The 23,355-nt window shown below is 69.1% G+C and carries 25 protein-coding genes; 17 read left to right on the forward strand and 8 right to left on the reverse strand.

Annotated elements, in window-relative coordinates; translation table 11 throughout:
* Positions 1-13: 13 nt before the first annotated feature.
* Entirely contained in the window at positions 14-1,354 is a 1,341-nt protein-coding gene (locus tag AU195_RS15170; RefSeq protein WP_059159884.1) for an alpha/beta hydrolase-fold protein, read from the reverse strand.
* Positions 1,355-1,528: 174 nt separating this feature from the next.
* Between AU195_RS15170 and AU195_RS15175 the strand changes: the two genes are divergently transcribed.
* Positions 1,529-2,428 (forward strand): peptidoglycan recognition protein family protein, encoded by a 900-nt coding sequence (locus AU195_RS15175; protein ID WP_059159885.1) that lies wholly within the window; start codon positions 1,529-1,531, stop codon positions 2,426-2,428.
* A gap of 10 nt (positions 2,429-2,438) precedes the next feature.
* Positions 2,439-3,230, forward strand: coding sequence for a superoxide dismutase family protein (locus tag AU195_RS15180; RefSeq protein ID WP_172800594.1), 792 nt, complete (start codon positions 2,439-2,441; stop codon positions 3,228-3,230).
* Positions 3,231-3,246: 16 nt separating this feature from the next.
* Here AU195_RS15180 and AU195_RS15185 read toward each other — a convergent pair whose 3' ends face one another.
* The gene (locus tag AU195_RS15185; RefSeq protein WP_059159886.1) at positions 3,247-3,555 is read right to left on the reverse strand and encodes a hypothetical protein; all 309 of its coding nucleotides are present in this window, start codon (positions 3,553-3,555) and stop codon (positions 3,247-3,249) included.
* Positions 3,556-3,682: 127 nt separating this feature from the next.
* On the opposite strand from AU195_RS15185, the gene AU195_RS15190 reads away from it, so the two are divergent.
* From AU195_RS15190 to AU195_RS15200, 3 genes are all read left to right on the forward strand, one after another.
* Positions 3,683-4,021, forward strand: a complete 339-nt coding sequence (locus tag AU195_RS15190; RefSeq protein ID WP_059159887.1) for an ArsR/SmtB family transcription factor — start codon at positions 3,683-3,685, stop codon at positions 4,019-4,021.
* Positions 4,021-4,650, forward strand: a complete 630-nt coding sequence (locus AU195_RS15195) for a cation efflux transmembrane domain-containing protein (RefSeq protein WP_059159915.1) — start codon at positions 4,021-4,023, stop codon at positions 4,648-4,650. The genes AU195_RS15190 and AU195_RS15195 overlap by 1 nt, the downstream gene beginning before the upstream one ends.
* A 92-nt stretch (positions 4,651-4,742) precedes the next feature.
* The gene (locus AU195_RS15200) at positions 4,743-6,506 is read left to right on the forward strand and encodes an alpha/beta hydrolase family protein (RefSeq protein WP_059159888.1); all 1,764 of its coding nucleotides are present in this window, start codon (positions 4,743-4,745) and stop codon (positions 6,504-6,506) included.
* Here the strand turns inward: AU195_RS15200 and AU195_RS15205 are convergent.
* Positions 6,503-7,300, reverse strand: coding sequence for a M15 family metallopeptidase (locus AU195_RS15205; protein ID WP_059159889.1), 798 nt, complete (start codon positions 7,298-7,300; stop codon positions 6,503-6,505). The genes AU195_RS15200 and AU195_RS15205 overlap by 4 nt on opposite strands.
* A gap of 154 nt (positions 7,301-7,454) precedes the next feature.
* On the opposite strand from AU195_RS15205, the gene AU195_RS15210 reads away from it, so the two are divergent.
* From AU195_RS15210 to AU195_RS15255, 10 genes are all read left to right on the forward strand, one after another.
* On the forward strand, positions 7,455-8,885 hold the full coding sequence (locus AU195_RS15210) for a cytosine permease (RefSeq protein WP_059159890.1): 1,431 nt from the start codon (positions 7,455-7,457) through the stop codon (positions 8,883-8,885).
* Positions 8,886-8,914: 29 nt separating this feature from the next.
* A complete protein-coding gene (locus AU195_RS15215; protein WP_286149265.1) occupies positions 8,915-9,145 on the forward strand; it encodes a ribosome modulation factor in 231 nt (76 codons plus the stop codon).
* A gap of 137 nt (positions 9,146-9,282) precedes the next feature.
* Positions 9,283-9,558: a hypothetical protein gene (locus AU195_RS15220; RefSeq protein ID WP_157531143.1), complete on the forward strand. Its 276-nt coding sequence runs from the start codon at positions 9,283-9,285 to the stop codon at positions 9,556-9,558.
* On the forward strand, positions 9,555-10,367 hold the full coding sequence (locus tag AU195_RS15225; protein ID WP_059159893.1) for a class I SAM-dependent methyltransferase: 813 nt from the start codon (positions 9,555-9,557) through the stop codon (positions 10,365-10,367). Before AU195_RS15220 ends, AU195_RS15225 begins: the two co-directional genes overlap by 4 nt.
* On the forward strand, positions 10,364-10,687 hold the full coding sequence (locus AU195_RS15230; RefSeq protein ID WP_059159894.1) for a cupin domain-containing protein: 324 nt from the start codon (positions 10,364-10,366) through the stop codon (positions 10,685-10,687). The genes AU195_RS15225 and AU195_RS15230 overlap by 4 nt, the downstream gene beginning before the upstream one ends.
* Positions 10,688-10,750: 63 nt before the next feature.
* Positions 10,751-11,440 (forward strand): FaeA/PapI family transcriptional regulator, encoded by a 690-nt coding sequence (locus AU195_RS15235; RefSeq protein ID WP_059159895.1) that lies wholly within the window; start codon positions 10,751-10,753, stop codon positions 11,438-11,440.
* A gap of 60 nt (positions 11,441-11,500) precedes the next feature.
* The gene (locus AU195_RS15240; protein WP_286149266.1) at positions 11,501-12,856 is read left to right on the forward strand and encodes a hypothetical protein; all 1,356 of its coding nucleotides are present in this window, start codon (positions 11,501-11,503) and stop codon (positions 12,854-12,856) included.
* Between the two features lie 91 nt (positions 12,857-12,947).
* Positions 12,948-14,027 carry an esterase family protein gene (locus tag AU195_RS15245; RefSeq protein ID WP_059159896.1) on the forward strand — a complete coding sequence of 360 codons (1,080 nt, stop codon included), beginning with the start codon at positions 12,948-12,950 and terminating at the stop codon, positions 14,025-14,027.
* Between the two features lie 18 nt (positions 14,028-14,045).
* A complete protein-coding gene (locus AU195_RS15250) occupies positions 14,046-14,501 on the forward strand; it encodes a cupin domain-containing protein (RefSeq protein WP_059159897.1) in 456 nt (151 codons plus the stop codon).
* 521 nt (positions 14,502-15,022) lie between these two features.
* Positions 15,023-16,102: an MmpL3/TtfA transport complex stabilizer gene (locus AU195_RS15255; protein ID WP_059159917.1), complete on the forward strand. Its 1,080-nt coding sequence runs from the start codon at positions 15,023-15,025 to the stop codon at positions 16,100-16,102.
* Positions 16,103-16,105: 3 nt separating this feature from the next.
* On the opposite strand, the gene AU195_RS15260 is transcribed toward AU195_RS15255, so the two are convergent.
* Together AU195_RS15260 and AU195_RS15265 are read right to left on the reverse strand one after the other, a co-directional pair.
* Positions 16,106-16,807, reverse strand: coding sequence for a response regulator (locus AU195_RS15260; RefSeq protein ID WP_059159898.1), 702 nt, complete (start codon positions 16,805-16,807; stop codon positions 16,106-16,108).
* The gene (locus tag AU195_RS15265; protein WP_059159899.1) at positions 16,804-18,384 is read right to left on the reverse strand and encodes a sensor histidine kinase; all 1,581 of its coding nucleotides are present in this window, start codon (positions 18,382-18,384) and stop codon (positions 16,804-16,806) included. The genes AU195_RS15260 and AU195_RS15265 overlap by 4 nt, the downstream gene beginning before the upstream one ends.
* Positions 18,385-18,478: 94 nt before the next feature.
* Here AU195_RS15265 and AU195_RS15270 point away from each other — a divergent pair, with 94 nt between their 5' ends.
* Positions 18,479-19,852 carry a cation:dicarboxylate symporter family transporter gene (locus AU195_RS15270; protein ID WP_059159918.1) on the forward strand — a complete coding sequence of 458 codons (1,374 nt, stop codon included), beginning with the start codon at positions 18,479-18,481 and terminating at the stop codon, positions 19,850-19,852.
* Between the two features lie 55 nt (positions 19,853-19,907).
* Here AU195_RS15270 and AU195_RS15275 read toward each other — a convergent pair whose 3' ends face one another.
* Both AU195_RS15275 and AU195_RS15280 read right to left on the reverse strand, forming a co-directional pair.
* A complete protein-coding gene (locus AU195_RS15275; protein ID WP_059159900.1) occupies positions 19,908-20,222 on the reverse strand; it encodes a glycoside hydrolase family 12 protein in 315 nt (104 codons plus the stop codon).
* A 133-nt stretch (positions 20,223-20,355) separates the two neighbouring features.
* Positions 20,356-21,549 carry a lipid-transfer protein gene (locus AU195_RS15280; RefSeq protein ID WP_059159901.1) on the reverse strand — a complete coding sequence of 398 codons (1,194 nt, stop codon included), beginning with the start codon at positions 21,547-21,549 and terminating at the stop codon, positions 20,356-20,358.
* 80 nt (positions 21,550-21,629) lie between these two features.
* Here AU195_RS15280 and AU195_RS15285 point away from each other — a divergent pair, with 80 nt between their 5' ends.
* On the forward strand, positions 21,630-22,685 hold the full coding sequence (locus AU195_RS15285) for an NAD(P)H-dependent amine dehydrogenase family protein (protein ID WP_059159902.1): 1,056 nt from the start codon (positions 21,630-21,632) through the stop codon (positions 22,683-22,685).
* 1 nt (position 22,686) lies between these two features.
* Here the strand turns inward: AU195_RS15285 and AU195_RS15290 are convergent, their stop codons facing one another.
* Complete coding sequence (locus AU195_RS15290) at positions 22,687-23,337, reverse strand: MOSC domain-containing protein (protein ID WP_059159903.1); 651 nt, start codon at positions 23,335-23,337, stop codon at positions 22,687-22,689.
* Positions 23,338-23,355 lie beyond the last annotated feature (18 nt).

Consider the following 23,355-nt stretch of genomic DNA (forward strand, 5'->3'; position numbering starts at 1 on the left):
TTTCCGTAGGTTGCTAGAGCGCGGCGCGCCGCAGCCGGGCGATGATGCCGTCGAGGTCGACGCGGAAGACGTCCGGCCGGAAGACGTGCCCGCCGGGCGCCTCTCGTGACTCGTACGGGATCCCGGCCGCCCTCAGGCGTTGGCCGAACTCCCGCTGGCCGGCGAGCACCTGGGTCTCGTTCACGCTGTCGAACCAGTTGAGCGGGTCCGGGCTGGTGCCGGCGACCATGAACACTCGTTTGTTCCGGTAGCTGTCGATCCGCTCGACCGGATTGTCGGCGGTCACCCTGGCCTGATCCCAGAACGGTGCGCCGTAGACCGTCCCACCCGCCAGGTCCAGCACCGCGGAAGTGATGTTCGCCCAGTGCACCACCAGGCCGAAGTCACGGCGCAGGCTCGCCGGTCCCGAGTGGCTGCTCACCGAGGCGAAGTGGCCGAAGTACTTGGCCGCGTACTTCAGCGCACCGAAGCCACCCATCGAGAACCCACACACCGCACGGCCGTCGTAGTCGGCGTACGTCCGGAAGTTGGCCGCGATCCACGGCAGCAGTTGGGCGATGTGAAAGGTCTCCCAATTCCTCGGACCGACGAAGGAGGTGACCGGGTTCGAGTACCAGCCCGCCTGCCCGCCGTCGGGCATCACGACGATGATCGGCCTTCCTGCGGTGAGTTGACGGATGCCCAAGAAGTCGAACTGACGGAAGTCGGCGGCCCCGCCGTGGAACAGGTAGAGGACGGGATAGGTGCGCCCGCTGGTGCGGTAGTCGTCGGGCAGCAGAACGTTGACACCGGGATTCCACCCGATCGCCGCGGTCTGGAATCGGTAGTACCACAGACGGGGGTCGTTCTCGTTGCGGTCCACGATCCGCAGGCCGAAGCCGTCGCTGCGTCCGACGAAGACGACCAGGCGCTGTCCGACGTCGATGACATCGGCATCGGCGATGCGGTTGACGGTGGCGATCAGCGGATGAAACGACGCGTCGCCGTAGAACCGTGACGCCAACGCCTCCAGCGTGTCGCCCTCGGCCACTGAGTATCTGGCGATGTCGGGGATGATGAGCCGCTGACCCACCTTGATGGTGCCGGTCTCGGTGATTCCGCTGGCGCCGGCGATCAGCGAGTTCAGTGAGGCATCGCCGTAGTAACGCGATGCCAGCCCTGACAACGTGTCACCGGCGACCACCGTGTATTTCGTGTAGTCGGGCATGATCAGCCGTCGCCCCACGCTGATGACATCAGGATCGGCGATCCCGCTGGCGGTGGCGATCAGCCGGTACAGCTCCACATCGTTGTAGAAGCGCAGTGCCAGTGCCGACAGCGTCTCTCCCGCGGCGACCGTGTGTGTTCTGACCATGTGTTCGCTCCTTCGGTCGAAGGACGCGCCGGCACTATGAACGTTACGACTTGCCCGTCATGCGCGGTAGCGTTCCGAGGCAACCCATTTGGTGATCACGAGGAACGGCCCGGCCTCCTCGACCGGCCTACGCTGGAGTCGAGCACTGGTACCGGCGGAGGCGAGAGGAATCCCGTGGCCGAGGCACGACCGTGGACCGGTGACCCGGTCTGGCTCGCAGACGTGCTGCGCGCCGAGGGGGTTCGGCTCGTGGAGTATCCCGGTTGGCGCGATCGCGGCCACGGTGACATGAAGGACATCCGTGGCGTGATGGTCCATCACACCGGATCCGACACCGCCAGCGCCGCCTCCATCGCCGACGGCAGGCCCGACCTCCGTGGGCCGTTGTCGCAGCTGCACATCGCACGGGACGGCACCGTGACCGTGGTGGCGGCCGGAGTCGCGTGGCATGCGGGCGTCGGAATGTACCCATGGCTGCCGACCAACATGGGCAACTGGCACACCGTGGGAATCGAGTGCGCCAACAGCGGAACCAGCCCAACGGCGCCGCACCGCACGAATTGGCCCGACGCCCAGTACGACGCGCTCGTCCGGTGCTGTGCCGCGATCAATCGGCGGCTCGCGCAGAATTCGAGTCGCACAATAGGACACAAGGAGTACGCCGGCCGCGCGCAAGGCAAATGGGATCCGGGCGCCATCGACATGACCATTCTCCGGGCCGACATCCAGGCCCGCATCGGCAGCATCCCCCATCCGGCGCCGACGCCGAGACCGCCCGTTCCGGTCGGTCAGTACGCCGACGTCCTGCTCACCCGCGGATCCCGGGGACCTCAGGTGGCGCGGCTGCAGCGCCTGCTCAAGGCGAACTACTCCGCGTACGCGGGACATCTGGCGGCCGACGGCATCTACGGCCCGCAGACCGAGGCTGCCGTCAGGGAGTTCCAGCGGCGGACTCACGGACTCAAGGTCGACGGCATCGTCGGCCCCGCAACGGCTGCGGCCATGAACCTGGCGCTGGTGTCGCCGGCGCGGATCGAGCCCATCGGCGGTTTCTTTGCGTCGTCGCAAGGGTAGAAGACCGACCATGAACAAGCATGTCACCGTCGCCATCGCTTTGCTCGCCGCGCCCGCCGCCGTCCTGACCGCTTGCGGAAACGAATCGGGGGAGGGTGAGTCCACCTCCACCACGTCAGGGGCCGCCCCGGCGGCACTGACCACCCAGATCAAGACGACCGACGGCAACGCGGTCGCCGACGCCACCATCGACTTCGCCGGCGGATTCGCCACCGTGACTGTGGAAACCGTCGGCGACGGCACCCTGTCGCCGGGCTTCCACGGTTTGCACATCCACCAGTTCGGCCGGTGCGAGCCGAACTCGCCCGCACCCAACGGCGGACCGACGGGGGACTTCGCCTCGGCCGGTGAGCACTTCCAGGCCGAGGGCAGGACCGGCATGCCGGCCAGCGGCGACCTGCCGCCCCTGCTGGTGCGCTCCGACGGGGCGGGCAAGCTCGTCGCCACCACCGACGCGTTCACCGAGGAGCAGCTCAAAGGCCCCGACGGCTCGTCGATCCTCCTCCACCAGGGCTCCGACATGCCCGGTTCGACCGAAGGCGCCGACACCCGCATCGCCTGCGGCGTGATCAGCCCGGCGAGCACCGAGACGTCGGTGTCGACGTCGACCTCCACGTCGACGGTCACCACCACGGTCGCGCCCGTCCCGCCCGCCACGGTCACCGAGACGACGACTCCGCCGCCGACCACGAGCCCCAGTCCGACCACCACCGCCACCACCACGGTCACCGAGACGACACCGCCGACGACGACGACCGTCAGCCCCAGCCCGGAGAACCCGAACCCTCCGGCCAACGGCTGACCCGGTCAACCGGTGGTCACAGCATGGCGGTGAGGAACGAGACGATCGCGAGGACCACCAGGATCAAACCGACGAGGACGAGGAACGCCCCCATCGAGGCCGACCGCTGACGCCGGTCGGCATCGGAATCGGTGGCTCCCTTGACCGAGGTCTTCATCGTCGAGAAGAGATCCGACCACGCGATCCGGGAGACGCCCCGCCGGGTGGCGGTCGCGTCACGCATGGGCTGGTCGGGGACCGTCCCCACACCGTTGCCGTAGAAGACCAGGCCGACCAGTACGGCCACAGCGGCCAAGATCAGCAACACCACACCCAGACCCACCATTGCGCGCCTCCTCGTCGGACCCGTTCGCTCTGCTCCGGCATACCCACATGTGACGCGGCCCGAACTCCCACGGCGTGCGGGTGTGCGGAGGGTGACAACTGTACAGATTCGGATGTACTGTCGGCGCATGCCGACGCTGACCCACACCGACTCCCTGGCGCGCTTCGGGCATGCGCTGTCGGACATCACTCGAACGCGGATCATGCTCGAGCTCAACCGATCGTCGGCCTACCCCTCGGAACTGGCCGATCGGCTCGGCGTCAGCCGCCAGATCCTGTCGAATCATCTGGCCTGCCTTCGCGGTTGCGGTCTGGTGACCGCGGTGCCGGAAGGGCGGCGCACCCGTTACGAGTTGGCCGACGGGCGGATCGGCGCCGCGCTCAACGATCTGATGGGACTGGTGCTGGCCGTCGACCCGAACTGCTGCTGCGCCGGGGACGACGGCAACGGGTGCGAGTGCTGCTGATGCCTGCCGATCGGATTCTGACGGCACACCGGCGCGACCTCCTGGCGCGGCGCATCCGGTGGTTCGTCGCGGCGACCATCTCGTACAACGTCGTCGAGGCGATTGTCGCGCTCACCGAGGGTGCGCGGGTGTCGTCGTCGGCGCTGATCGGGTTCGGGCTGGATTCGGTCATCGAGGTGTCGTCCGCCGCGGCAGTGGCCTGGCAGTTCGCCGGCCGTGATCCCGAAGCGCGCGAGAAGCTCGCCCTGCGCGTCATCGCGTTCTCCTTCTTCGGGCTGGCGGCGTTCGTGACGGTGGACTCCGTTCGCGCACTGTTCGGCATCGGTGAAGCGCGGCACTCGACGGTCGGCATCGTGCTGGCCGCCGTGAGCCTGGCGATCATGCCGGTGTTGTCCTGGGCCCAGCGGCGAGCGGGTCGCGAACTGGGTTCGGTCTCGGCCGTCGCCGACTCCAAGCAGACGCTGCTGTGCACGTATCTGTCGGCGGTCCTGCTGGCGGGACTGGTGCTCAACAGCGCCTTCGGGTGGTCGTGGGCCGACCCGGTCGCCGCGCTGGTGATCGCCGCCGTGGCGGTCAAGGAAGGCCGCGAGGCCTGGCGCGGAGAGGCCTGCTGCGACGGCGGTCGCTGATCCGGCGCCGCCCACCCCGCGAAACCGCCCCTCCACCACGCTGACCTGTGCCACCATCCGTCTCGGCGGACGCCGCGAGACGGGGGTTGAGGATGGAGCGCATTCCGATCTGGCTGGGGATCGGTGTGGTCACCGCGGGTGTGTCGGCGGCTGCGCTGGCCGGCGCGGGGGCTGCCGCCGCCGAGACGGAGGCCGACGGTCCTGGTCCGTCCCCCGCCTCGAGTTCCGAGCAGACGAATCCCGGCCCGGATGCCGCCGACGACACGACCACCCTCGACGACGACCCCGAGCCCGAAGCTGAAGAAGCCGAAGACGAAGAGACGCTCGACGAGCGGCCTGTCGACGAAGAACCGGTCGACGAAGAACCGGTTGACGAAGAACCGGTTGACGAAGAACCGGTCGACGAAGTACCGGTTGACGAAGAACCGGTTGGCGAAGAACCGGTCGATGCAGAACCGCGCGACGAGAAACCCGCCGACGAGCCGACGGACACGAACCCCGTCGTCGAGAACGAGCCCGTCGAGAACGAGCCCGTCGAGAACGAGCCCGTCGGGAACTTACCCGTCGACGACGTCGCCGTGGCGGACGAACTCGAGCCGACAGCGACCGCGATGTTCGAAGCGGACTCCGCCGCGGCGAGGGTGGGTCGGCAGGACGAATTTGATGCTCCTGCACACGATTTCGTCGCACCACTGACCGTCCCGGCGCTGCCGTCCCCGCTGCCGTCACCGTTCGGGTTCATAGATCAGCTGCCGCCGGTGGTCAAGGCGTTCGGCTCCGTCGTCTTCGACTTCCTCGGCGCCGTCACGAAGGTGATCACCGGGCCGCCGCAACTGCCGCCGGGCAGCACCGTGACCGTCCGCACGTCGACGCTGGAGATCGCCGACGGCCGCCGGGTGAGCGCCGACTGGTACTTCCCCGACACCGACGAACCGCCCACGCGCATCATCTATCTGCAGCACGGGTTCCTCGCCAACGGCACCATGTACAGCCACACCGCCGCCTACCTCGCCGAGCGCACCAACAGTGTCGTGGTCGCACCCACGCTGACCTCGAACCCGTTTCGGACCGACGACTTCTGGCTCGGGGGCGACCCCATGTACCGCGCCGTCGCCGAACTGTTCACCGGCGACCGCGAGGCGCTCAACGCGAGCGCCGTGGCCGCCGGCTACACCACCCGCTACGGCGCCACCGCCACCCTCCCGCAGGACTTCGTCCTGGTCGGCCACTCCCTCGGCGGCGGCCTGGTGGCCGGGGCCTCGGGTCACTACGCCCGGTTCGTCACCGCCAACGGGGAAGCCAACCACCTCGCCGGTGTGATCTCCCTCGACGGTGTCCCGCCGCGCACCGACATCGTGGGGAACTCGCTGCAGGCGTTGGACGCCACCGGCACCTACGTCCCGTTCCTCGAACTGCACGCGCCGACCAACTACCTGAACTCGACCAGCAACATCACCCAGGCCTTGAATGCGGGCCGGGCCGGGAAGTTCCACGGTGTCGAACTCAACGGCGGCGTGCACATGGATTCGATGCTCGGCGGCAACCCCGTCATCCAGCTGTCCGCCTACCTCGTCGCCGGGTTCCCCGAACCCCAGAACCCGCCTGCCGCACAGCATCTGATGGCCGGCTGGATCAACGACATGTTCGCCGGCCGCATCGACGCCGACACCGGGACCTGCACCGGCGCCGACTGCACCGGCATCTACGGGCTACCCGGCTCGCGTGTCGAGATCCCGACCCGCAAGGGCCGCGCCACCGCCACCGTCCTCGGCACCCCGGTGGCGACCTCGCGGCCGGCGATCATCCCGGTGTCGCTGTGGCAGCCGACGCGGTCGGTGCTCCTGCCGGTGGCCTAACCCGTCAGCGAGGACGGGTCGACGGGGAAGTCGAAGTAGGTGTCCGGATACGTCTGCGGCTTGAACGTGAAGTGCCACCACTCCTTCTCGTAGTTCACCAGCCCCTGCTCCTCGAGCCCCTCCTTCAGCAGCAGCCGGTTCTTCAACTGCTCACCCTGCACCCGCGGATCGAGCGTGTGCGCCAGGGTGTCGAAGCAGTCGTAGCCGGTGCCCATGTCGATCGTGTTGTCTCCGAAGCGCTGCGAGACCGGTGCGGCACAGTCGACCAGTGGCTGTCCCGGCAGGAACGGCAGCTGCTCTCGCGCGGGCAGCGCGACGAGCGTGAGGTCGACGGTGCTGCCCCGGCTGTGCCCCGAGTTGTCGGCGATGTAACCGTCGGCGAACAGCCGCGTCTTGTCCACACGCGGGTAGAACTCCGCCTTCATCCGCTGATCGGGCAGGTCGTTCGCCCAGGCGACGAACTGGTCGACGGCGCGCTGCGGCCGGTAGCAGTCGTAGACCTTCAGCGAGTAGCCCTGCGCCGTGAACTCCTGCTGTGCACGCCGCAGCGCGTCGGCCGCCGGGCGGGTGAGCAGGCACAGCGGAGCCCGGTACCCGTCGACCGGGGCGCCGGTGAAGTTGTGCGGTGTGACGTAGCGGATGTCCAACAGGATCGACGGATCGACGTCGCCGAGCGAGACGAAATCCGCCGGTGCCGTCGGCTCGGGCTGGGCGGAAGCGACCGGTGCCGCCACCACCGCGGCCAGGACCGCGGCGGTTGCGAGCCGCAGCACGCCCGTCGGTGTTTTCGGCATGCGCCCATTGCAGCATCCGAACCGACAGCGCGCTGCGTGATGGTGAGCGGAAAGTGAACGGGCGATGTAAAACTATCGAGGATCGTCACCACATCGCTGAAGGATGGACACCGCAACGGCGCGGCTGGCCTCTCATCGGAGAACAGGAACCGCCATGTCCGCTGTCGCCACCGGCGAGCCGACCCCCGAGGTCACCGAGCGCCTCGAATCCGACCTCACCGTCATCCCGGAGTCCGGCAGGACGACCGATGTACGCGGGCAGTTCTGGATCTGGGCCGGTGCCAACATCGCGCCGATCAACTGGGTGCTCGGCGCCCTCGGCGTCACGATGGGCCTGGGCCTGTGGGAGACGATCGCGGTGCTCGCGGTCGGCAACCTGATCGGGATGTCGCTGTTCGGCATCTTCGTCGTGATCGGGCAGCGCACCGGGGTGACCGGAATGGTGTTGTCGCGCGCCATCTTCGGACGCCGCGGCGCCTACGTACCCGCCGCCGTGCAGGCGATCGTGTGCATGGGGTGGTGCGCGGTGAACACCTGGATCGTGCTCGACCTGGTGATGGCGCTGCTCGGCCGCATCGGCATCGTCGATCCTGAGAGCACCGCCCACGGTCCGCGGATCGCGGTGGGCGCCACCATCATGGTGATCCAGGTGGTGATCGCCTGGTTCGGCTACCGGGTGATCGCGGCGTTCGAACGCTGGACCGTGCCGCCCACCGTGGCGATCCTGGTCGCGATGACGGCGGTCGCCTGGTTCGGCCTCGACGTCGAGTGGGGGTACGCCGGTGACGCGACGCTGACCACCGGAGAGCACATCGCGGCCCTGTCCGCGGTGATGACGGCCATCGGAATCGGTTGGGGTGTCACCTGGTTCGGCTACGCGGCCGACTATTCGCGATTCGTGTCCACCACCGTGCCCGCACGCAAACTGTTCGCGGCCAGTGCGCTGGGCCAGTTCATCCCGGTGGTCTGGCTGGGCGCCCTCGGCGCGACGCTGGCGACGCTCAGCTCGTCCGCGGACCCGGGTGAGATCATCGTCGACGCCTACGGCGTACTGGCCATCCCGGTCCTGCTGCTCGTCGTGCACGGACCGCTGGCCACGAACATCCTGAACATCTACACGTGCACGGTCTCGACCCAGGCGCTCGACATCCACATCGACCGCCGGATCCTCAACCTCGTCATCGGCGCCGTCGCCATGGCCGGGGTCGTGCTCTTCGTGTACAACGGCGACTTCGCGCTGATGATCGACAGCTGGCTGATCGGCATCGTCGGCTGGGTGGCGCCGTGGGCCGCGGTGGTCCTCGTGCACTGGTTCGTGATCGCGCGGCGGCAGGTCGACCCCGAGGCGCTCCTGGCTCCGCCCGGCGCGGGGCTCCTTCCGACGGTGCGGCCGACGGCACTGTTGGCGCTCGGCGTCGGCATCCTGTTCACCTGGATGTTCATGTACGGCATGACGCCGCTGCTGCAGGGACCGATCGCGACCGCCCTCGGCGGCGTCGACCTGTCGTGGCTGGCCGGCGGTATCGCCGCGGCAACCACCTACCTGGCGCTGGAGACCGTCCGCGGGCGGCGACTGCAGACGTGATGTCACAGGACGGCGTTAGCGTCCGTTCCATGAGTCACCGACTTGTGCGCATCTATCGCGAGGGGCAGGCGGCATTTCCCCACACCATCGACTGCCCGTACGCGGGGGATCTGCTGGCCGCGCGCATGTGGCGGCTGGGTTGGCAGAAAGCCTGCGACGAACACCGCGGCAGGCCGCCGGTCACGGAAACCCTGCAGCGGATGAGTGAACAGCTCGCCGACCTCGAACCGCTGGTCGTCCGGTTGGGGGAGCACGACTGACGGCCCGGCCGGGTGCCGTGATCACCCCACACGGTTGCGCGCGAACCCCCGCTGAGGCGCGGACGTAGGTCTTGTCGACCCCTGGGGCCACCCCTACCATTCGGAGGACAATCTTCCTTCAAATGCAGGAGCCGCAGGTGAGAGCGTTTTTTCGGGTGATCGCGGCGACGGTGGCCACGCTGACCGTGATGGCCGCGGTGGCGCAGCCGGCGCACGCGCAACCCGGGTTCGCGCTCACCTCTCCGGTGCCGACGCTCGAGGAGTTGAGCGCCCAGATCCACCTGCTCGTGGCCACCCAGGCCCCGGACGCGGTGCGGGCCGAAGCCGTGAGCACCGCCGAAACCCCGTGGCTGTGGACGCTGTTCGTCCCCGTGGCCCCCGGGCTGCCCGACAAGAAAGTGGTCAATCGATGACGGACAAGAGTTCGCTACCCCTGGCCCAGCGTTCCGACGCCGACGTCCCTGGGCACTGGCTGTTGGCGCGGCTGGGCAAGAGGGTGCTGCGCCCAGGCGGTCTGGAACTGACCTCGCGCGTGCTGGCCGCCGCGAAGATCACCGGCGCCGACGTGGTGGAACTCGGTCCCGGGCTGGGTCGGACCGCCCGCGACATCGTCGCGTCGAATCCGAAGTCCTACGTCGGCGTCGACGACAACGCCGCCTCCATGTCGACGGTCGAGGCGGTCGTCGCCCCCGCCGGCGGCCGGGTCGTGGTGGCGGATGCGGCCGCGACCGGGCTCGGCGACGACAGCGCCGACGTCGTGATCGGTGAGGCGATGCTGACGATGCAGGGCGGGAAGGCGAAGAAGGCGATCCTCGACGAGGCGTTCCGGATCCTGCGGCCCGGCGGTCGGTACGCGATCCACGAACTCGGCCTGACCCCCGACACGCTCGCCGTCGAGACCAAAGACGCCATCCGGCGCGACCTCGCCCGGTCCATCAAGGTCAACGCCCGCCCGCTGACGGTCCAGGAGTGGACGGATCTGCTCACCGCCTCCGGCTTCCGGGTGATCACCGTGGACCGGGCGCCGATGGCGCTGCTGCAACCCGCTCGTGTACTCGCCGACGAGGGGTTCCTCGGCGTCCTGCGCATCGTCGGCAACCTCATCACCCGGGGCGCCGCGCGCAAGCGGGTCCTGTCGATGAGGCGCACCTTCACGAACTACCGCGACCACCTGACCGCTGTCGGCGTGATCGCCGTCAAGCCGAAGGCCGGCCGGCCATGACCTACGACGTTGTCTACGCAGGCGGCGCGGAACACCTGCCCCCACCGCAGGAGGAGGGCCGGTCGACCGCCAGCAAGGTGGTCCACCAGGCCGGCGACGTCCGCGCGGTCAACATCGCGCTCGCCGAAGGGGCCGCGCTGTCCGAACACGCGACCGCGCACCCGATCTACGTTCACGTCCTCTCGGGCGAGATCGAGGTCACCTGTGAGGGACGCACCGATTCGCTCGGCGCGGGCGGGCTGGTGTTCGTCGATCGCAACGTCCCGCACGCCGTGGTCGCGGTGCGGCCGAGTTCGATCCTGGTGACCTTCCTGCCCTGATGGGACTGTGCCCGGCGTGGGAGGATGTCACCGGCATTCCTGGTGAGCGACCGAGGAGAGCGATTGCCCGGCAGCGGCGTCGACAGACCGTCGACTGAGTCGGCGTCGGAGCGCGCCGCCGGTCTGCAGCGGCAGCGGGTCCTCAGCCTGGTGCGCAGCGCCGGCGGGCCGGTGGACGCCAGACGGGTGGCCGACGCCCTCGACATCCACGTCACCACAGCGCGGTTCCACCTGACCACTCTCGAGCGTCAGGGGGCGATCCGCCGCGGGGGAGGGGCGCGCAGCGGAGGCGTCGGACGTCCGCGCCTCACCTACGAACTGGCGCCGAGGCTCGACTACGCCGACATCGTCGCTCTGTTCGCCACCCACCTGGGCGGCACCCCCGGCGAGCGGGAGGAGCGGGCCGTGCGCATCGGCGCGGATCTCGCCCGTCGGGTCCGGCTCACCGAGGTCGCCGGCGAGGACTCCGTCGTCGACGTCGTCGTGGGCGCACTGGGCCAGCTCGGCTTCCAGATCCGTTCGGTCACCGACGCGTTCGGGGAGGTGACCATCCAGATCTGCGCCTGCCCGCTGGCCGAGATCGCCGTCGACTCCCCCGAGGTCGTGCGCGGTATCCAACAGGGACTGATCCAGGAGGTCGTCGACGCCAACGCGGCTCGAGCGGGCCGCCGGTACTCCGTGGCGGTGCAGCCTGATCCGCACCGCGGCTCCTGCGAAGTCGGCCTCGTCCTGAGGCCAAGCGCCACAACCTGATTGGCGCGTCATCGGGTGATGTCCGATGACCCGCGGGCCGCCGTGATTAGAGTGACGTGGGTGGACAACACGCTCGCCTACATCGACCAGGCATCGTTTCTCGGGCTGCGGGCGCTCGGCCGGGGGCCTCTCATCCAGTTCACCTGGGTCTACGACAGCCCCGTCGACATCGAAGGCCTCCGCCGGTTCCACCGCAACCTGGGCCACGGTCTGCTGGGCCGCCGTGTCGAACGTTCGCCGCTGCCGTTCGGCAGGCATCGCTGGGTGGCGTCCACCGGACCCGTCGACCTCGACATCGCCGCCGACGACCGGCCGCGCCACGACGTGTGGACGTGGGCCGACGAGCGGGCCGCCATGCCCATCGACCCCGAGTTCGGACCGCAGTGGCACCTCGGGGTCCAACCGCTGGTCGGCGGGGGTGCGGCAGTCAGCCTGGTGGTGTCACACACCACCGGGGACGGGTTGGCCATCTGCGAGGCGGTCTCCGATGCGGCCACCGGTGTGCGGCGCGACCTCGGATACCCGCCACCGTCGTCGCGCAGCCGGAGGCAGGCGATCGCCGAGGACGCCCGACAGGCGGTCCGGGCCCTCCCCGACATGGGGCGGGCGGTGGCCGCCACCGTGCGGGTGGCCCGGTCGCAGCGCGACGACCTGGCGTCGTCGATGTCCTCGGCGCGCGCGCAGACGGTTACCGGTGAGACACGCACGGTGGTGGCGCCGTGCGTGGTGACGCTGGTCGACACCGACCAGTGGGATGCCCGCGCAAAAGAGTTGGGCGGCAACAGTAATTCGTTGCTGGCCGGTTTCGCCGCACGCCTCGGACACCTGCTGGGCCGCACCGACGACGCCGGTCTGGTGACACTGTCCTATCCCGTCAGCGAACGCGTCGCAGGCGACACCCGGGGCAACGCCCTGACCGAGGCGCGGATGAAGGCGGACCCGGTGCGGGTCACCACCGATCTCACCGAACTGCGCGCCACCATGAAACGCGAATTCGCCGCGCTGCGGGAGAAGCCCAACGAGTTGCTCGAACCGCTTCCGCTGACGCCGCTCACACCTCGACTGCTCGTCCGCAGGCTCGAGTCGATGATCGTCGAACGGGGCGCCCCGATCGGATGCTCGAACCTCGGTGACCTGAACCCCGTGGTGAACCGGCCGGACGGTACGGACGCCGCCTTCATGGCGCCGCGCATCGTCGAACCGAAGATCACCACGACCATTCTGGACAAATCGGGCGGCCTGCTGTTCGTCGGCTCCTGCCGGCTGGGTGGGCTGGTGTCGGTCACGGTGGCGGCCTGGCGGCCCGGCGGACGCAACGCGAAAGACGCACTGCGCGAGGTCGTCACCGAGGCGCTGGGCGACCTCGGCCTCACCGGCACCGTCGAACCGCAACCTCACAGTCTCCGCAAGGTCTGATAACAAGCGGGTCAAGGCCCGCGCTTCACCGGCGATGCGTCGCCGGGCCGCTGTTAGCGTCGCCGACGTCCGGAGACGAGATGGAGAAGCGGTGGCACAGCGATTCGACGGCAGGAGATGGACACGGGTCTTGGGTGCGGTGCTGCTCACCGCACTGCTGTCGGTGTCGTTGACGACGGCGCCGGCCGCGACCGCGTACTCCCGCGACGGTTTGCCCATCGAGACCCTCGAGGTGCCCTCACCGGCGATGGGACGCCCGATTCGCGTCCAATTCCAGGGCGGCGGACCGCATTCGGTGTATCTGCTCGACGGGCTGCGCGCCCAGGAGGACGCCAACGGCTGGGACATCAACACCGCGGCGTTCGAGTGGTTCCACGAGTCCGGCGTGTCGGTCGTGATGCCGGTCGGCGGGCAGTCGAGCTTCTACGCCGACTGGTACGAGCCCGCCGCGAGCAACGCCGGGCCGGTGACCTACAAGTGGGAGACCTTTTTGACCCAGGAGCTGCCGGGCTGGCTGGCGGCCAACCGGGGTCAGGACCCGCGCGGCAATGCCGTTGTGGGACTGTCGATGTCGGGTGGAGCGGCGTTGAACCTGGCGACCTGGTATCCGGCTCAGTTCATCTTCGCGAGCTCGCTGTCGGGCTATCTCAACCCGTCCGCCGGGTTGTGGCCCACGTTGATCGGTTTCGCGATGAGGGATGCCGGCGGCTTCAACCCGAAGAACATGTGGGGGCCCACCAGCGACGTCGCCTGGCGCCGAAACGATCCCATGGTCAACGTCGGCAGGCTGGCCGCGAACGGCACCGCGCTGTGGGTCTACTGCGGCGGCGGCGTGGCCTCGGATCTCGACACCGGCACCGACTTCGGCGGCAACTTCAGCGCGGGATACCTGGAGAACATCACGCTGTCGACCAACAAGGAGTTCCAGCAGAAGTACCTGGCCGCCGGTGGGCACAACGCGGTGTTCAACTTCCCTCCGAAGGGCACCCACAGTTGGGGATACTGGGGTTCGCAGTTGCAGGCGATGAAACCGGACCTGCTGCGGGTGCTCGGGGTGGGGGTCGCTCCGCCGCCACCCCCGCCCGCCGCCCCGGTGCTCCCGGCGCCGGCCGTTCCACCGGCCGTCCCGCCGGCCGGCGTGTCACCGGTGCCCGCGCTGCCCGGAGCCTGACCGCCGAAGGGGGAAGTGATGGACGGACGTCGGAGTTGGGGTGTGGTATTCGCCGCGGTGATCGGCCTGGCGGCGCTGCCCGGCTCGGCCGCCGCCACACCACCGGAAGGTGACGTGGTGCGTACCGACATCGCGAAGGGGGACACGGGACAGTCGGTGTCGATAACCACGGCGCCCGGTCAGCAGAGCACGCTGCTCGTGCAGGATCTGCAGATGCGGCCCGGCTCGAGCAGTGGCTGGCACACCCATCCCGGTCCGGAGCATTCGGTGATCACCGACGGGACGGTCGAGTTGCAGACCGCCGCCGACTGCGCCGTCGTGCCGTACAGGGCCGGGCAGGCCGTGTTCATCCCGGCCGGCCTCGCGCACCGGGTGGCCAACACCGCACCGCACGACGCCGGGGTCGTCGCCACCTACACGGTGCCCGTCGGCGCACCGGTCCGCGGCGACTCGCCGGACATGTGCCGCAAGTAGACCGGCGGTCCGGCGGACACCTCGAGATCGACCCGCCGGCTCCGCGGCGGTGCGGTGCGAAGATCCGGTAGCCCGTCTCGCCAGCGAATACCCGGTGACCGGGCGCGGAGGCAGCCGTGGCACGTCGCGGGTGCGCGCCGGGGGCGGGGCCGTCCAGCGGGGCGCCAGCGACGAATTTGCTGGGGTGTCCCGGTGTGATCTGCCGCTCATTTTCGGCGGAAAAGGTAAGAAACCGTGATTTCGGGCATCGGGATGTTTGATCATGAGAGTTTTGCCGAACGCGTTAACCTGCAGGTCACCGATCCTATGCAATTCGCCACGAAAAGGTCACAGCGCAGTAACGAAGAGTTTCCTAAGCGTGCTCTGAGAGTCTGCGCAAGCCGGGTGGACAGAGGACGAAATCGCCGGGATTCGGTGGGTTGCGCCGTCGCTAGACTCGGCTCGGACCGCGCCGTCCTGGCGCGATGAACGACTGAATTCAACGGCCGGTGCACGTCATGCCGGCGGAGGTGCCGAGAACCATGGCAAATATCTTCACGCGTAAGAAAACGCCCGTGGCCGCCCCGAAGGCGACGACGACGGGTCTGACCGCACACGACCCGCAGGTCGCGGTGCTCGACGCCGCGGTGTTGCCACGCGGACCCGTCGGCGACATCGCCGTCGACAGCGCATCCGGCTTCGTGGTGACGACCAACCCCACGGACCGTTCGATCTCGGTGATCGACGCCGACACCCTCGGCTCCGCGAAGGTGATTCCGGTGGGCGGTGACCCCGGCCTCGTCGCCGTGGCCGAGGATCGTGCCTACGTCACCACGTCGTCGCTGCACGACGATGCGGTCACCGTGGTCGACACGCGGGCGGGCGCCGTCATCGCGCGCTACCCGCTGGCCTTCACCGCGACGGCGATGACCATCACGCCCGACGGCAAGCGGCTCTACATCGGCCGCACCGGCGACCACGACGTCGACGTCGCCGTGCTCGACACCGCGGCGGAACGCTTCGGCACCATCGGCATCGCCTACCGGCCCGGCACCACGGTGGACGCCGTGCGGGTCGACGCCACGGGACGACGGCTCTACGCGGCCACGACCGGCCTGGCGGGCAGCGCGCTGCTGACGATCGACACCGAGACCGCACGGGTGGTCAGGCGGCTGCGGCTGCTCTCGCCGATCCGCGACCTCGCCCTCGGCCGCGACGGTCTGGCGTACGTGCTGCGTTCCGACCGTCGCCACGGCGGCAGCATCGACGTCGTCGACCTCGGATCCAACATGGTCATCGACTCGGTCGCGATCGGCGGTGCGCCCACGCAGTTGACCGTCAGCGCCGACAAGGCCCGCGTGTACGTCGTCGACTACGACCGGGTCGCCGTGTTCGACGCGATGACCAGCGAGGTCATCGACGAGATCACCGGCGACGCCACCATGGCCTGCGTGGCCGTGCGCGACGACGGCCGCCGGCTGTTTGTGGCCGACTTCGCCGGGGTGATGAGCTCGCTGGCCGTGCCGTCGGCCGCACCGCGCACGCGCCCGCAGTTCGCCGCGACCGCCGCGACCGATCCGATCGCCCGGCCGGACCTGCGGGAGCTGACGCCCGCCGTCTAGCGGTCAGCGCCACTGGTAGCGGGTCTTCGGGCGGCCGGCCCTGCCGTAGTCGGTGAGGCGGGTGACGGTGCCGTCGTCGGCCAGCCGCTCGAGATAGCGCCACGCCGTGACACGGGAGACGCCCACCTGCGTGGCGACCTGGTCGGCCGTGAGCCCCTCGTCGGAATCGCGCACCGCCCTGGCGATCTCGTCGTTCGTGCCGGGCGCCGTGCCCTTGGGTGTCGCGGCACGTTCGGCGGAACCCCGCAGTTCGGCCAGCGCGCGGTCCACCTCGGCCTGGCTGGCCGCATCGATGCCCGCGTGCAGCGCCTCGCGATAGCGCCGGTACCGCTCCAACCGATCCCGGAACGCGGCGAACGTGAACGGTTTGAGCAGATACGCCAGTGCGCCGTGGGACACCGCCGCGCGCACCATCTCCAGGTCGCGCTCCGAGGTGATCGCGATGATGTCCGGTGCCGGGCGCAATCCCGACAGCGCCGACGCCAGCGAGATGCCGGTCGCGTCGGGCAGGCCCAGGTCGAGCAGCACCAGATCGATGGGGTGCGCACCCGCGGCCGCACCGGACGCCGCGCGCATCGCGTCACGGGCGGTGTGCGCGACCGCCGCCGTGGCGAATCCGGCCAACCGGGACAGGTAGCTCTGATGCGCCTCCGCGATCAACGGATCGTCCTCGACGATGAGCACCGAGATCGGCGGTGCGCTCACGAGGCCCCCACCGGCACCGTCACGGTCACCACCGAACCGTAGGTGACGTCGGCGGTGACCGTACCGCCGTGCCGGGCCGCCACCTGTGCGACCAGCGCCAGCCCCAGCCCGTGATGCGCCTGCCCGTCTCCCGATTTGGTCGAGTACCCGCGCTGCATGGCCCGCGCGAACGTGTCCGCGTCCATCCCCGCACCGCTGTCGGCCACCCGCATCAGCAACCGCTCCTCGTTCTGGTTGACCGTCACCTCCACCCACGGGTCGTCGCGATCGCAGGCGTCCATCGCATTGTCGACGAGGTTGCCCAGCACGGTGACCATCTCCTGGCCCGACAGAGCGTCGCTGTGCGACGGCAGATGGGTGTCCTCGGTGACGGTCAGCGCGATACCCCGTTCGTCGGCCTGCGCCGTCTTACCCAGCAGCAACGCCACCAGGGCGGGTTCGGCGACGGCCTCCGACAGCCGATCGACGAGGCGCTGCGACAACTCGAGTTCGTGGGTCGCAAAGCGCACCGCGTCCTCGGAACGGCCCATCTCCACCATGGTGACGACGGTGTGCAGCTTGTTGGCCGCCTCGTGCGCCTGCGCGCGCAGCGAGTCGGCGAGAACCTGCAGTGAGCTGAGTTCGCCGAGCGCGCCCTGCAATTCGGTGCGGTCACGGATCGTCACCACCTCCGAATCGGAGCCGGCCACCTTGGAGCGGTTGACCACCAGCACCCGTTCGTCGGTCACGTGCACCTCGTCCCGAACCCCGGGATCGGAGGTCTGCAGGAACCGGGGCAGCGCGGTGGTGTCGATGGGCCCCGGCGGTAACCCGAGCAGACGGCGGGCCTCGTCGTTGACCAGTGCCACCCCGTCGCGGTCGAGCACGATCAGCCCCTCGGACACCGAATGCAGGATCGCGTCGTGGTGTTCGTACATCACGCGCAGTTCGTCGGGCCGCAGACCGTGCGTCTGGCGCATGAGGCGTCGCCGGATCAGCCATGTGCCGAGTGACGAGATCGCCACCGCCGCAAGCGTCACCGCGGCGATCGTGGGCACCTGCGCGCGCCAGCGCTGCGCCAGCGTCTGCTGGGTGATCCCCGCCGACACCAGGCCGACGATGCGTCCGCCGTCGTCGCGCACCGGTGCGACGGCGCGGATCGAGGGGCCCAGCGTTCCGGTGTAGAACTCGCTGAACGTCTCACCGCGCAGGGCGGGTGCCGTGGTGCCGAGGTAGCGGCCGCCGATCTGCTGCGGATCGGTGTGGGTGAACCGGACGCCGTCCGGCGCCATGATCGTGATGAACGCGATGTCGGTCTGCGTGCGGACCGCTTCGGTGACCGGTTGCAGAACCGCTGTCGCACTTCCGGATTCGATGGCCTGCGCGGTCGACGGCGAGTCGGCGAGCGCGGTGGCGATACCGACGACCTGCTGGCGGGCGGCCTCGTCGCCGTCGCGCCGCGCGTCGATCAGCGCCAGCGTGCTGCCGGCGAGCACGATGACGGCGATCACGACGATCTGCAGGGCGATCGCCTGCCCAGCGAGCGATGTGGGCCGCGAGCGGCCGATCCACCGGGGCCACGGACGGGTCACCGCCACCTCCGCCTGAACGAAATGAACTAAAACGTGACCTGGCTCACGTCGTGGCCGAACCTACTTGCAGACCGCACCCGATGTCGACCTGGAGGAAATCATGACCGCCGCCCTGGACCCACCACCCGAGACCCGCACGCCCCGGCGCGACCGCACGCACTGGCTCTACATCGCCGTCATCGTGGCCGTGGTGGCCGGCGTGGCGGTCGGCATCCTGGCACCGGGTGTGGGCAAGAGCGTCGGCGTGCTCGGCACCATGTTCGTCGACCTGATCAAGATGATGATCGCGCCGGTGATCTTCTGCACGATCGTGCTGGGCATCGGATCGGTGCGCAAGGCGGCCACCGTCGGCAAGGTCGGCGGGCTGGCATTCGCGTACTTCCTGGCGATGTCCACCTTCGCGCTCGCGATCGGCCTGGTGGTCGGCAACATCCTGCACCCGGGGACCGGCATGAACCTGTCGGAGAGCGCGGCGGGCAAGGGTGTCGAACTGGCCGAGAAGGCCCACGAGTCCGGGGGACTGATGGACTTCGTGCAGGGCATCATCCCCGACACCCTGGTGTCGGCGCTGACCGCGGGCAGTGTGCTGCAGGCGTTGTTCGTCGCGCTGCTGGTGGGTTTCGCACTGCAGGCGATGGGCCGTCCGGGTGAGCCGATCCTGCGCGGCGTCGAGCACCTGCAGAAGCTCGTGTTCAAGGTCCTGGTGATGATCCTCTGGCTGGCGCCCATCGGCGCATTCGGCGCGATCGCCAACGTCGTCGGCCAAACCGGTTGGGCGGCAGTCACGCAACTGCTCACGCTGATGCTCGGCTTCTACGTGACCTGCGCGGTGTTCGTCTTCGGCGTGCTCGGTGTGCTGATGCGGGCGGTCGCCGGGGTCTCGATCTTCAAGCTCGTCCGCTACCTGGCCCGCGAATACCTGCTGATCGTTTCCACGTCGTCGTCGGAGTCGGCGTTGCCACGGCTCATCGCGAAGATGGAGCACCTCGGAGTGGAGCGCAGCACCGTCGGCGTCGTCGTACCGACCGGGTACTCGTTCAACCTCGACGGCACGGCGATCTACCTGACCATGGCATCGCTGTTCATCGCAGGCGCGCTGGGTGATCCGCTCGCCCTGACCGAGCAGATCGGGCTGCTGGTGTTCATGATCGTCGCCTCCAAGGGCGCGGCGGGGGTGACCGGTGCGGGGCTGGCGACGCTCGCCGCAGGCCTGCAGAGCCACCGTCCCGACCTGCTCGACGGCGTCGGCCTGATCGTCGGCATCGACCGGTTCATGTCGGAAGCCCGTGCGGTGACCAACTTCTCGGGCAACGCGGTGGCCACCATCCTGGTCGGTTCCTGGACCAGGACCATCGACAAGGACCGGGTGGACGCGGTGCTGCGCGGTGAGGATCCCTTCGACGAGCTCACCATGGTCGACGACCACCCCGTCGAGGAGCGGCGCGCCGAGGAGCGCGTCCCCGCGCCGGCATAGCGCGCGCCCGGAACGACCCGACCGGTGTCCGCTCCCGGTCGGGTCTTCCGGCGTCTCAGCCCGCGCAGTTCAGCGTGACCGACACCGACCGGCTGACGACCACCGGGTCGAACACGGTGATGTCGTCGTCGAGGCCGATGCGGTCGATCGGGTTGAACGACGTGACGGTGCGGGGATTACGGATGTTGGCCACCACACATTCGCTCAGTGGGGCGCTGCCGACACGGTCGATGTTGACCGTGTATCCCTCCCGCTGCAACCGGTTGATGGTGTCCTGTGCCGACTCCTGCGCGGAGGCAACGCCCGCCGGCGCCGCGATGACCCCGCACACCGCCGCGGCCGCGGTGACGATTGCCCACTTCGTTCGCATGGCCGATCTCCGATCAGATCCGTTTCATTGTCCACCCACTACATCGCTCGTGGGAAGGGAAAGCTTCCCCGACTCGTGGCGGACCTGCCCTGATGACGGAATCGGGGCACGGCCGGTTCGAACTGACGCAGTTTCAGCGGTCGGCGCGCTGGTAGGCGGTGACCACCGCCGCACCACCCAGGCCGATGTTGTGCTGCAGCGCCGCGGTGACGTTGTCGACCTGGCGCTTGTCGGCCGTGCCGCGCAGCTGCCACGTCAGCTCGGCGCACTGCGCCAGACCGGTCGCGCCGAGCGGGTGGCCCTTGGAGATCAGGCCGCCCGACGGGTTGACCACCCACCGCCCGCCGTAGGTGGTGTCCTCGTTGTCGATCAGCTTGGGCGCCTCGCCCTCACCGCACAGGCCCAGCGCCTCGTACAGCAGCAGTTCGTTGGCCGAGAAGCAGTCGTGCAGTTCGATCACCTGGAAGTCGCCGGGGCCGAGACCCGACTGTTCGTAGACCTGTTGAGCCGCCTTGACATTCATGTCGTAGCCGATGAGGTTCTTGGCGCTGCCGTCGAAGGTGCTCTCGAAGTCGGTGGTCATCGACTGGCCGACGATCTCCACCGCCTGCCCGGCGAGTCCGTGCTTGTCGACGAACGCCTCGCCGGCCAGGATCGCCGCACCGGAGCCGTCCGAGGTGGGTGAGCACTGCAGCTTGGTCAGCGGGTCGGAGATCATCCGCGCGCCCAGGATGTCGTCGAGGGTGTACGCGTCCTGGAACTGGGCGTACGGGTTGTTGACCGAATGCTTGTGGTTCTTGTGGCCGATCTTCGCGAAATGCTCGGCGGTGCTGCCGTGCTGACGCATGTGCTCGCGGCCGGCCGCCCCGAACATCCACGGCGCCACCGGCATCGCGAACTCGTCGATCTCGGCCATCGCCTTGACGTGGCGGCCCATCGGCGACTCCCGGTCGCTCGCCCCGCCCCCCAGCGATCCGGGCTGCATCTTCTCGAAGCCGAGCGCGATGGTGCAGTCGGCCAAGCCACCGCGGATCGTCTGAGCGGCCAGGTACAGCGCCGTCGACCCGGTGGAGCAGTTGTTGTTGACGTTGACCACCGGGATGCCGGTCATGCCGAGTTCGTAGAGCGCCCGCTGACCCGAGGTGGAGTCACCCGAGCAGTATCCGACGAAGCCGTGCTCCACCTGCGAGTACTCGATGCCGGCGTCGGCGAGCGCCTTGGTGCCCGACTCCTTCGCCATCTGCGGGTAGTCCCAACCCTCCCTGCGGCCGGGCTTCTCGAACTTCGTCATCCCGACCCCGACGACGAACACGCGGTTGCCCTTCATGGCGTTCCCTTCGCTGATGGCAGAAAGTGGTGTAGACCACAATAGAACGCGTTCTAGTTCCGGGGTCAAGAGGAGGTTCCATGGCGTTACGAGTGGTGCAGTGGGCGACCGGAGGCGTGGGCGTCGCCGCGATCAACGGTGTCCTCGAGCACCCGGACCTCGAACTCGTCGGCTGTTGGGTGCACTCGGAAGCCAAGGCGGGCAAGGACGTCGGTGAGCTGATCGGGACGGACCCGGTCGGGGTCACCGCCACCGACAGTGTCGAGGACATCCTCGCTCTCGACGCCGACGCGGTCATCTACTCGCCGCTGCTGCCCGACCCGAAGGAGGTCGCCGCCCTGCTGCGATCGGGCAAGAACGTGGTCACCCCCGTCGGCTGGTTCTACCCCGGGGAGAAGGAGGCCGCACCGCTGCGCGCCGCCGCCATCGAGGGCGGCGTCACCCTGCACGGAACCGGGATCGCCCCCGGCGGGATCAGCGAGAAGTTCCCGCTCGTCATGTCGATCATGTCGACGGGCGTGACGTTCGTCCGCGCCGAGGAGTTCTCGGACCTGCGCACCTACGACGCCCCCGACGTGGTGCGCTACGTGATGGGCTTCGGCGACACCCCGGAGAAGGCGTTGTCGGGGCCGATGCAGAAACTGCTCGACGGCGGGTTCATCCAGTCCGTGCGCATGGTCGTCGACAAGATGGGATTCCGGGCGGACCCGGTGATCCGCTCGTCGCAGGAGATCGCCGTCGCCACTGCCGCGATCGAGTCGCCGATCGGCGCCATCGAACCCGGGCAGGTCGCGGCGCGGCGGTTCCACTGGGAGGCGACCGTCGACGGGGAGGTCGTCGTCCGTGTGACGGTCAACTGGCTGATGGGCGAGGAGAACCTCGATCCCGCGTGGGAGTTCGGCGAGGCGGGGGAGCGCTACGAGATGGAGGTCCGCGGCAATCCGGATTTCACGGTGACGGTCAAGGGTTTTCAACCCGACAGTGTCGAAGCGGGCCTGGAGAGCAACAACGGCATCGTGGCGACCGCCGCGCACTGCGTGAACTCCGTGACCGCCGTGTGCGCCGCCGCTCCCGGCATCGCCACCTACCTCGATCTGCCGTTGATCAGCGGACGGGCGGCCGGAGCGCTGCGCTGAGTCAGACGCGGGCCGCGCGCTTCCTGATGTCGTCGGGAAGCGCGTCGACGTCGTGCAGCCGGGCCAGCAGGTCCGGTTCGCCGAACATCGCGCGGAACACCAGACCGACCGTGACCTCACTGTCCGGCCGCTCGATCACCTCGATGCCGTCGCCCGCCCGCACGGAGCCGGGTTCGATCACCCGCAGATAGGCGCCGGGAACGGCGGCCTCGGTGAAGGTCCTGATCCACCCCCGGATGCCGAGGAACGCGGCGAAGGTCCGGCACGGCGTCCGCGGCGAGGTGACCTCGAGGAGCAGACCGTCGCCACCCACCCGCCACCGCTCGCCGATCACCGCGCCGGTGACGTCGACGCCGGAGGTGGTGAGGTTCTCGCCGAAGTTGCCGTCCATCAACGGCCTTCCGAGCGCGGCCTGCCAGTGGTCGAGGTCTTCGCGCGCATAGGCGTACACCGCCTGGTCATCACCGCCGTGCAGCTTCAGGTTGCCGATCACGTCGCCCGGCAGACCGCTGCCGAGCCCCGTGCGCAGCGGGCCGGGCGCCCGCACGTGGACAGCGTCGTCCGTCGGCACCTTGTCGATACCGGTGACCTTCCCGGCCCGAGCCGGGTTCGGCCGCGGCCGGGCGACGTTGACACTGAGCACGCGAGACACCCGTACAGGGTAGGGCGG

This window comes from Mycobacterium sp. IS-1496 (genome assembly GCF_001499995.1).
Taxonomy (GTDB): Bacteria; Actinomycetota; Actinomycetes; order Mycobacteriales; family Mycobacteriaceae; genus Mycobacterium.

What these genes read in the sequence shown, in the direction of transcription:
- AU195_RS15170 (WP_059159884.1), bottom strand. Translation starts at nt 1,354, where the DNA reads ATGGTCAGAACACACACGGTCGCCGCGGGAGAGACGCTGTCGGCACTG.
- AU195_RS15180 (WP_172800594.1), top strand. Translation starts at nt 2,439, where the DNA reads ATGAACAAGCATGTCACCGTCGCCATCGCTTTGCTCGCCGCGCCCGCC.
- AU195_RS15185 (WP_059159886.1), bottom strand. Translation starts at nt 3,555, where the DNA reads ATGGTGGGTCTGGGTGTGGTGTTGCTGATCTTGGCCGCTGTGGCCGTA.
- AU195_RS15190 (WP_059159887.1), top strand. Translation starts at nt 3,683, where the DNA reads ATGCCGACGCTGACCCACACCGACTCCCTGGCGCGCTTCGGGCATGCG.
- AU195_RS15195 (WP_059159915.1), top strand. Translation starts at nt 4,021, where the DNA reads ATGCCTGCCGATCGGATTCTGACGGCACACCGGCGCGACCTCCTGGCG.
- AU195_RS15200 (WP_059159888.1), top strand. Translation starts at nt 4,743, where the DNA reads ATGGAGCGCATTCCGATCTGGCTGGGGATCGGTGTGGTCACCGCGGGT.
- AU195_RS15205 (WP_059159889.1), bottom strand. Translation starts at nt 7,300, where the DNA reads ATGCCGAAAACACCGACGGGCGTGCTGCGGCTCGCAACCGCCGCGGTC.
- AU195_RS15210 (WP_059159890.1), top strand. Translation starts at nt 7,455, where the DNA reads ATGTCCGCTGTCGCCACCGGCGAGCCGACCCCCGAGGTCACCGAGCGC.
- AU195_RS15215 (WP_286149265.1), top strand. Translation starts at nt 8,915, where the DNA reads ATGAGTCACCGACTTGTGCGCATCTATCGCGAGGGGCAGGCGGCATTT.
- AU195_RS15225 (WP_059159893.1), top strand. Translation starts at nt 9,555, where the DNA reads ATGACGGACAAGAGTTCGCTACCCCTGGCCCAGCGTTCCGACGCCGAC.
- AU195_RS15230 (WP_059159894.1), top strand. Translation starts at nt 10,364, where the DNA reads ATGACCTACGACGTTGTCTACGCAGGCGGCGCGGAACACCTGCCCCCA.
- AU195_RS15250 (WP_059159897.1), top strand. Translation starts at nt 14,046, where the DNA reads ATGGACGGACGTCGGAGTTGGGGTGTGGTATTCGCCGCGGTGATCGGC.
- AU195_RS15255 (WP_059159917.1), top strand. Translation starts at nt 15,023, where the DNA reads ATGGCAAATATCTTCACGCGTAAGAAAACGCCCGTGGCCGCCCCGAAG.
- AU195_RS15270 (WP_059159918.1), top strand. Translation starts at nt 18,479, where the DNA reads ATGACCGCCGCCCTGGACCCACCACCCGAGACCCGCACGCCCCGGCGC.
- AU195_RS15275 (WP_059159900.1), bottom strand. Translation starts at nt 20,222, where the DNA reads ATGCGAACGAAGTGGGCAATCGTCACCGCGGCCGCGGCGGTGTGCGGG.
- AU195_RS15280 (WP_059159901.1), bottom strand. Translation starts at nt 21,549, where the DNA reads ATGAAGGGCAACCGCGTGTTCGTCGTCGGGGTCGGGATGACGAAGTTC.
- AU195_RS15285 (WP_059159902.1), top strand. Translation starts at nt 21,630, where the DNA reads ATGGCGTTACGAGTGGTGCAGTGGGCGACCGGAGGCGTGGGCGTCGCC.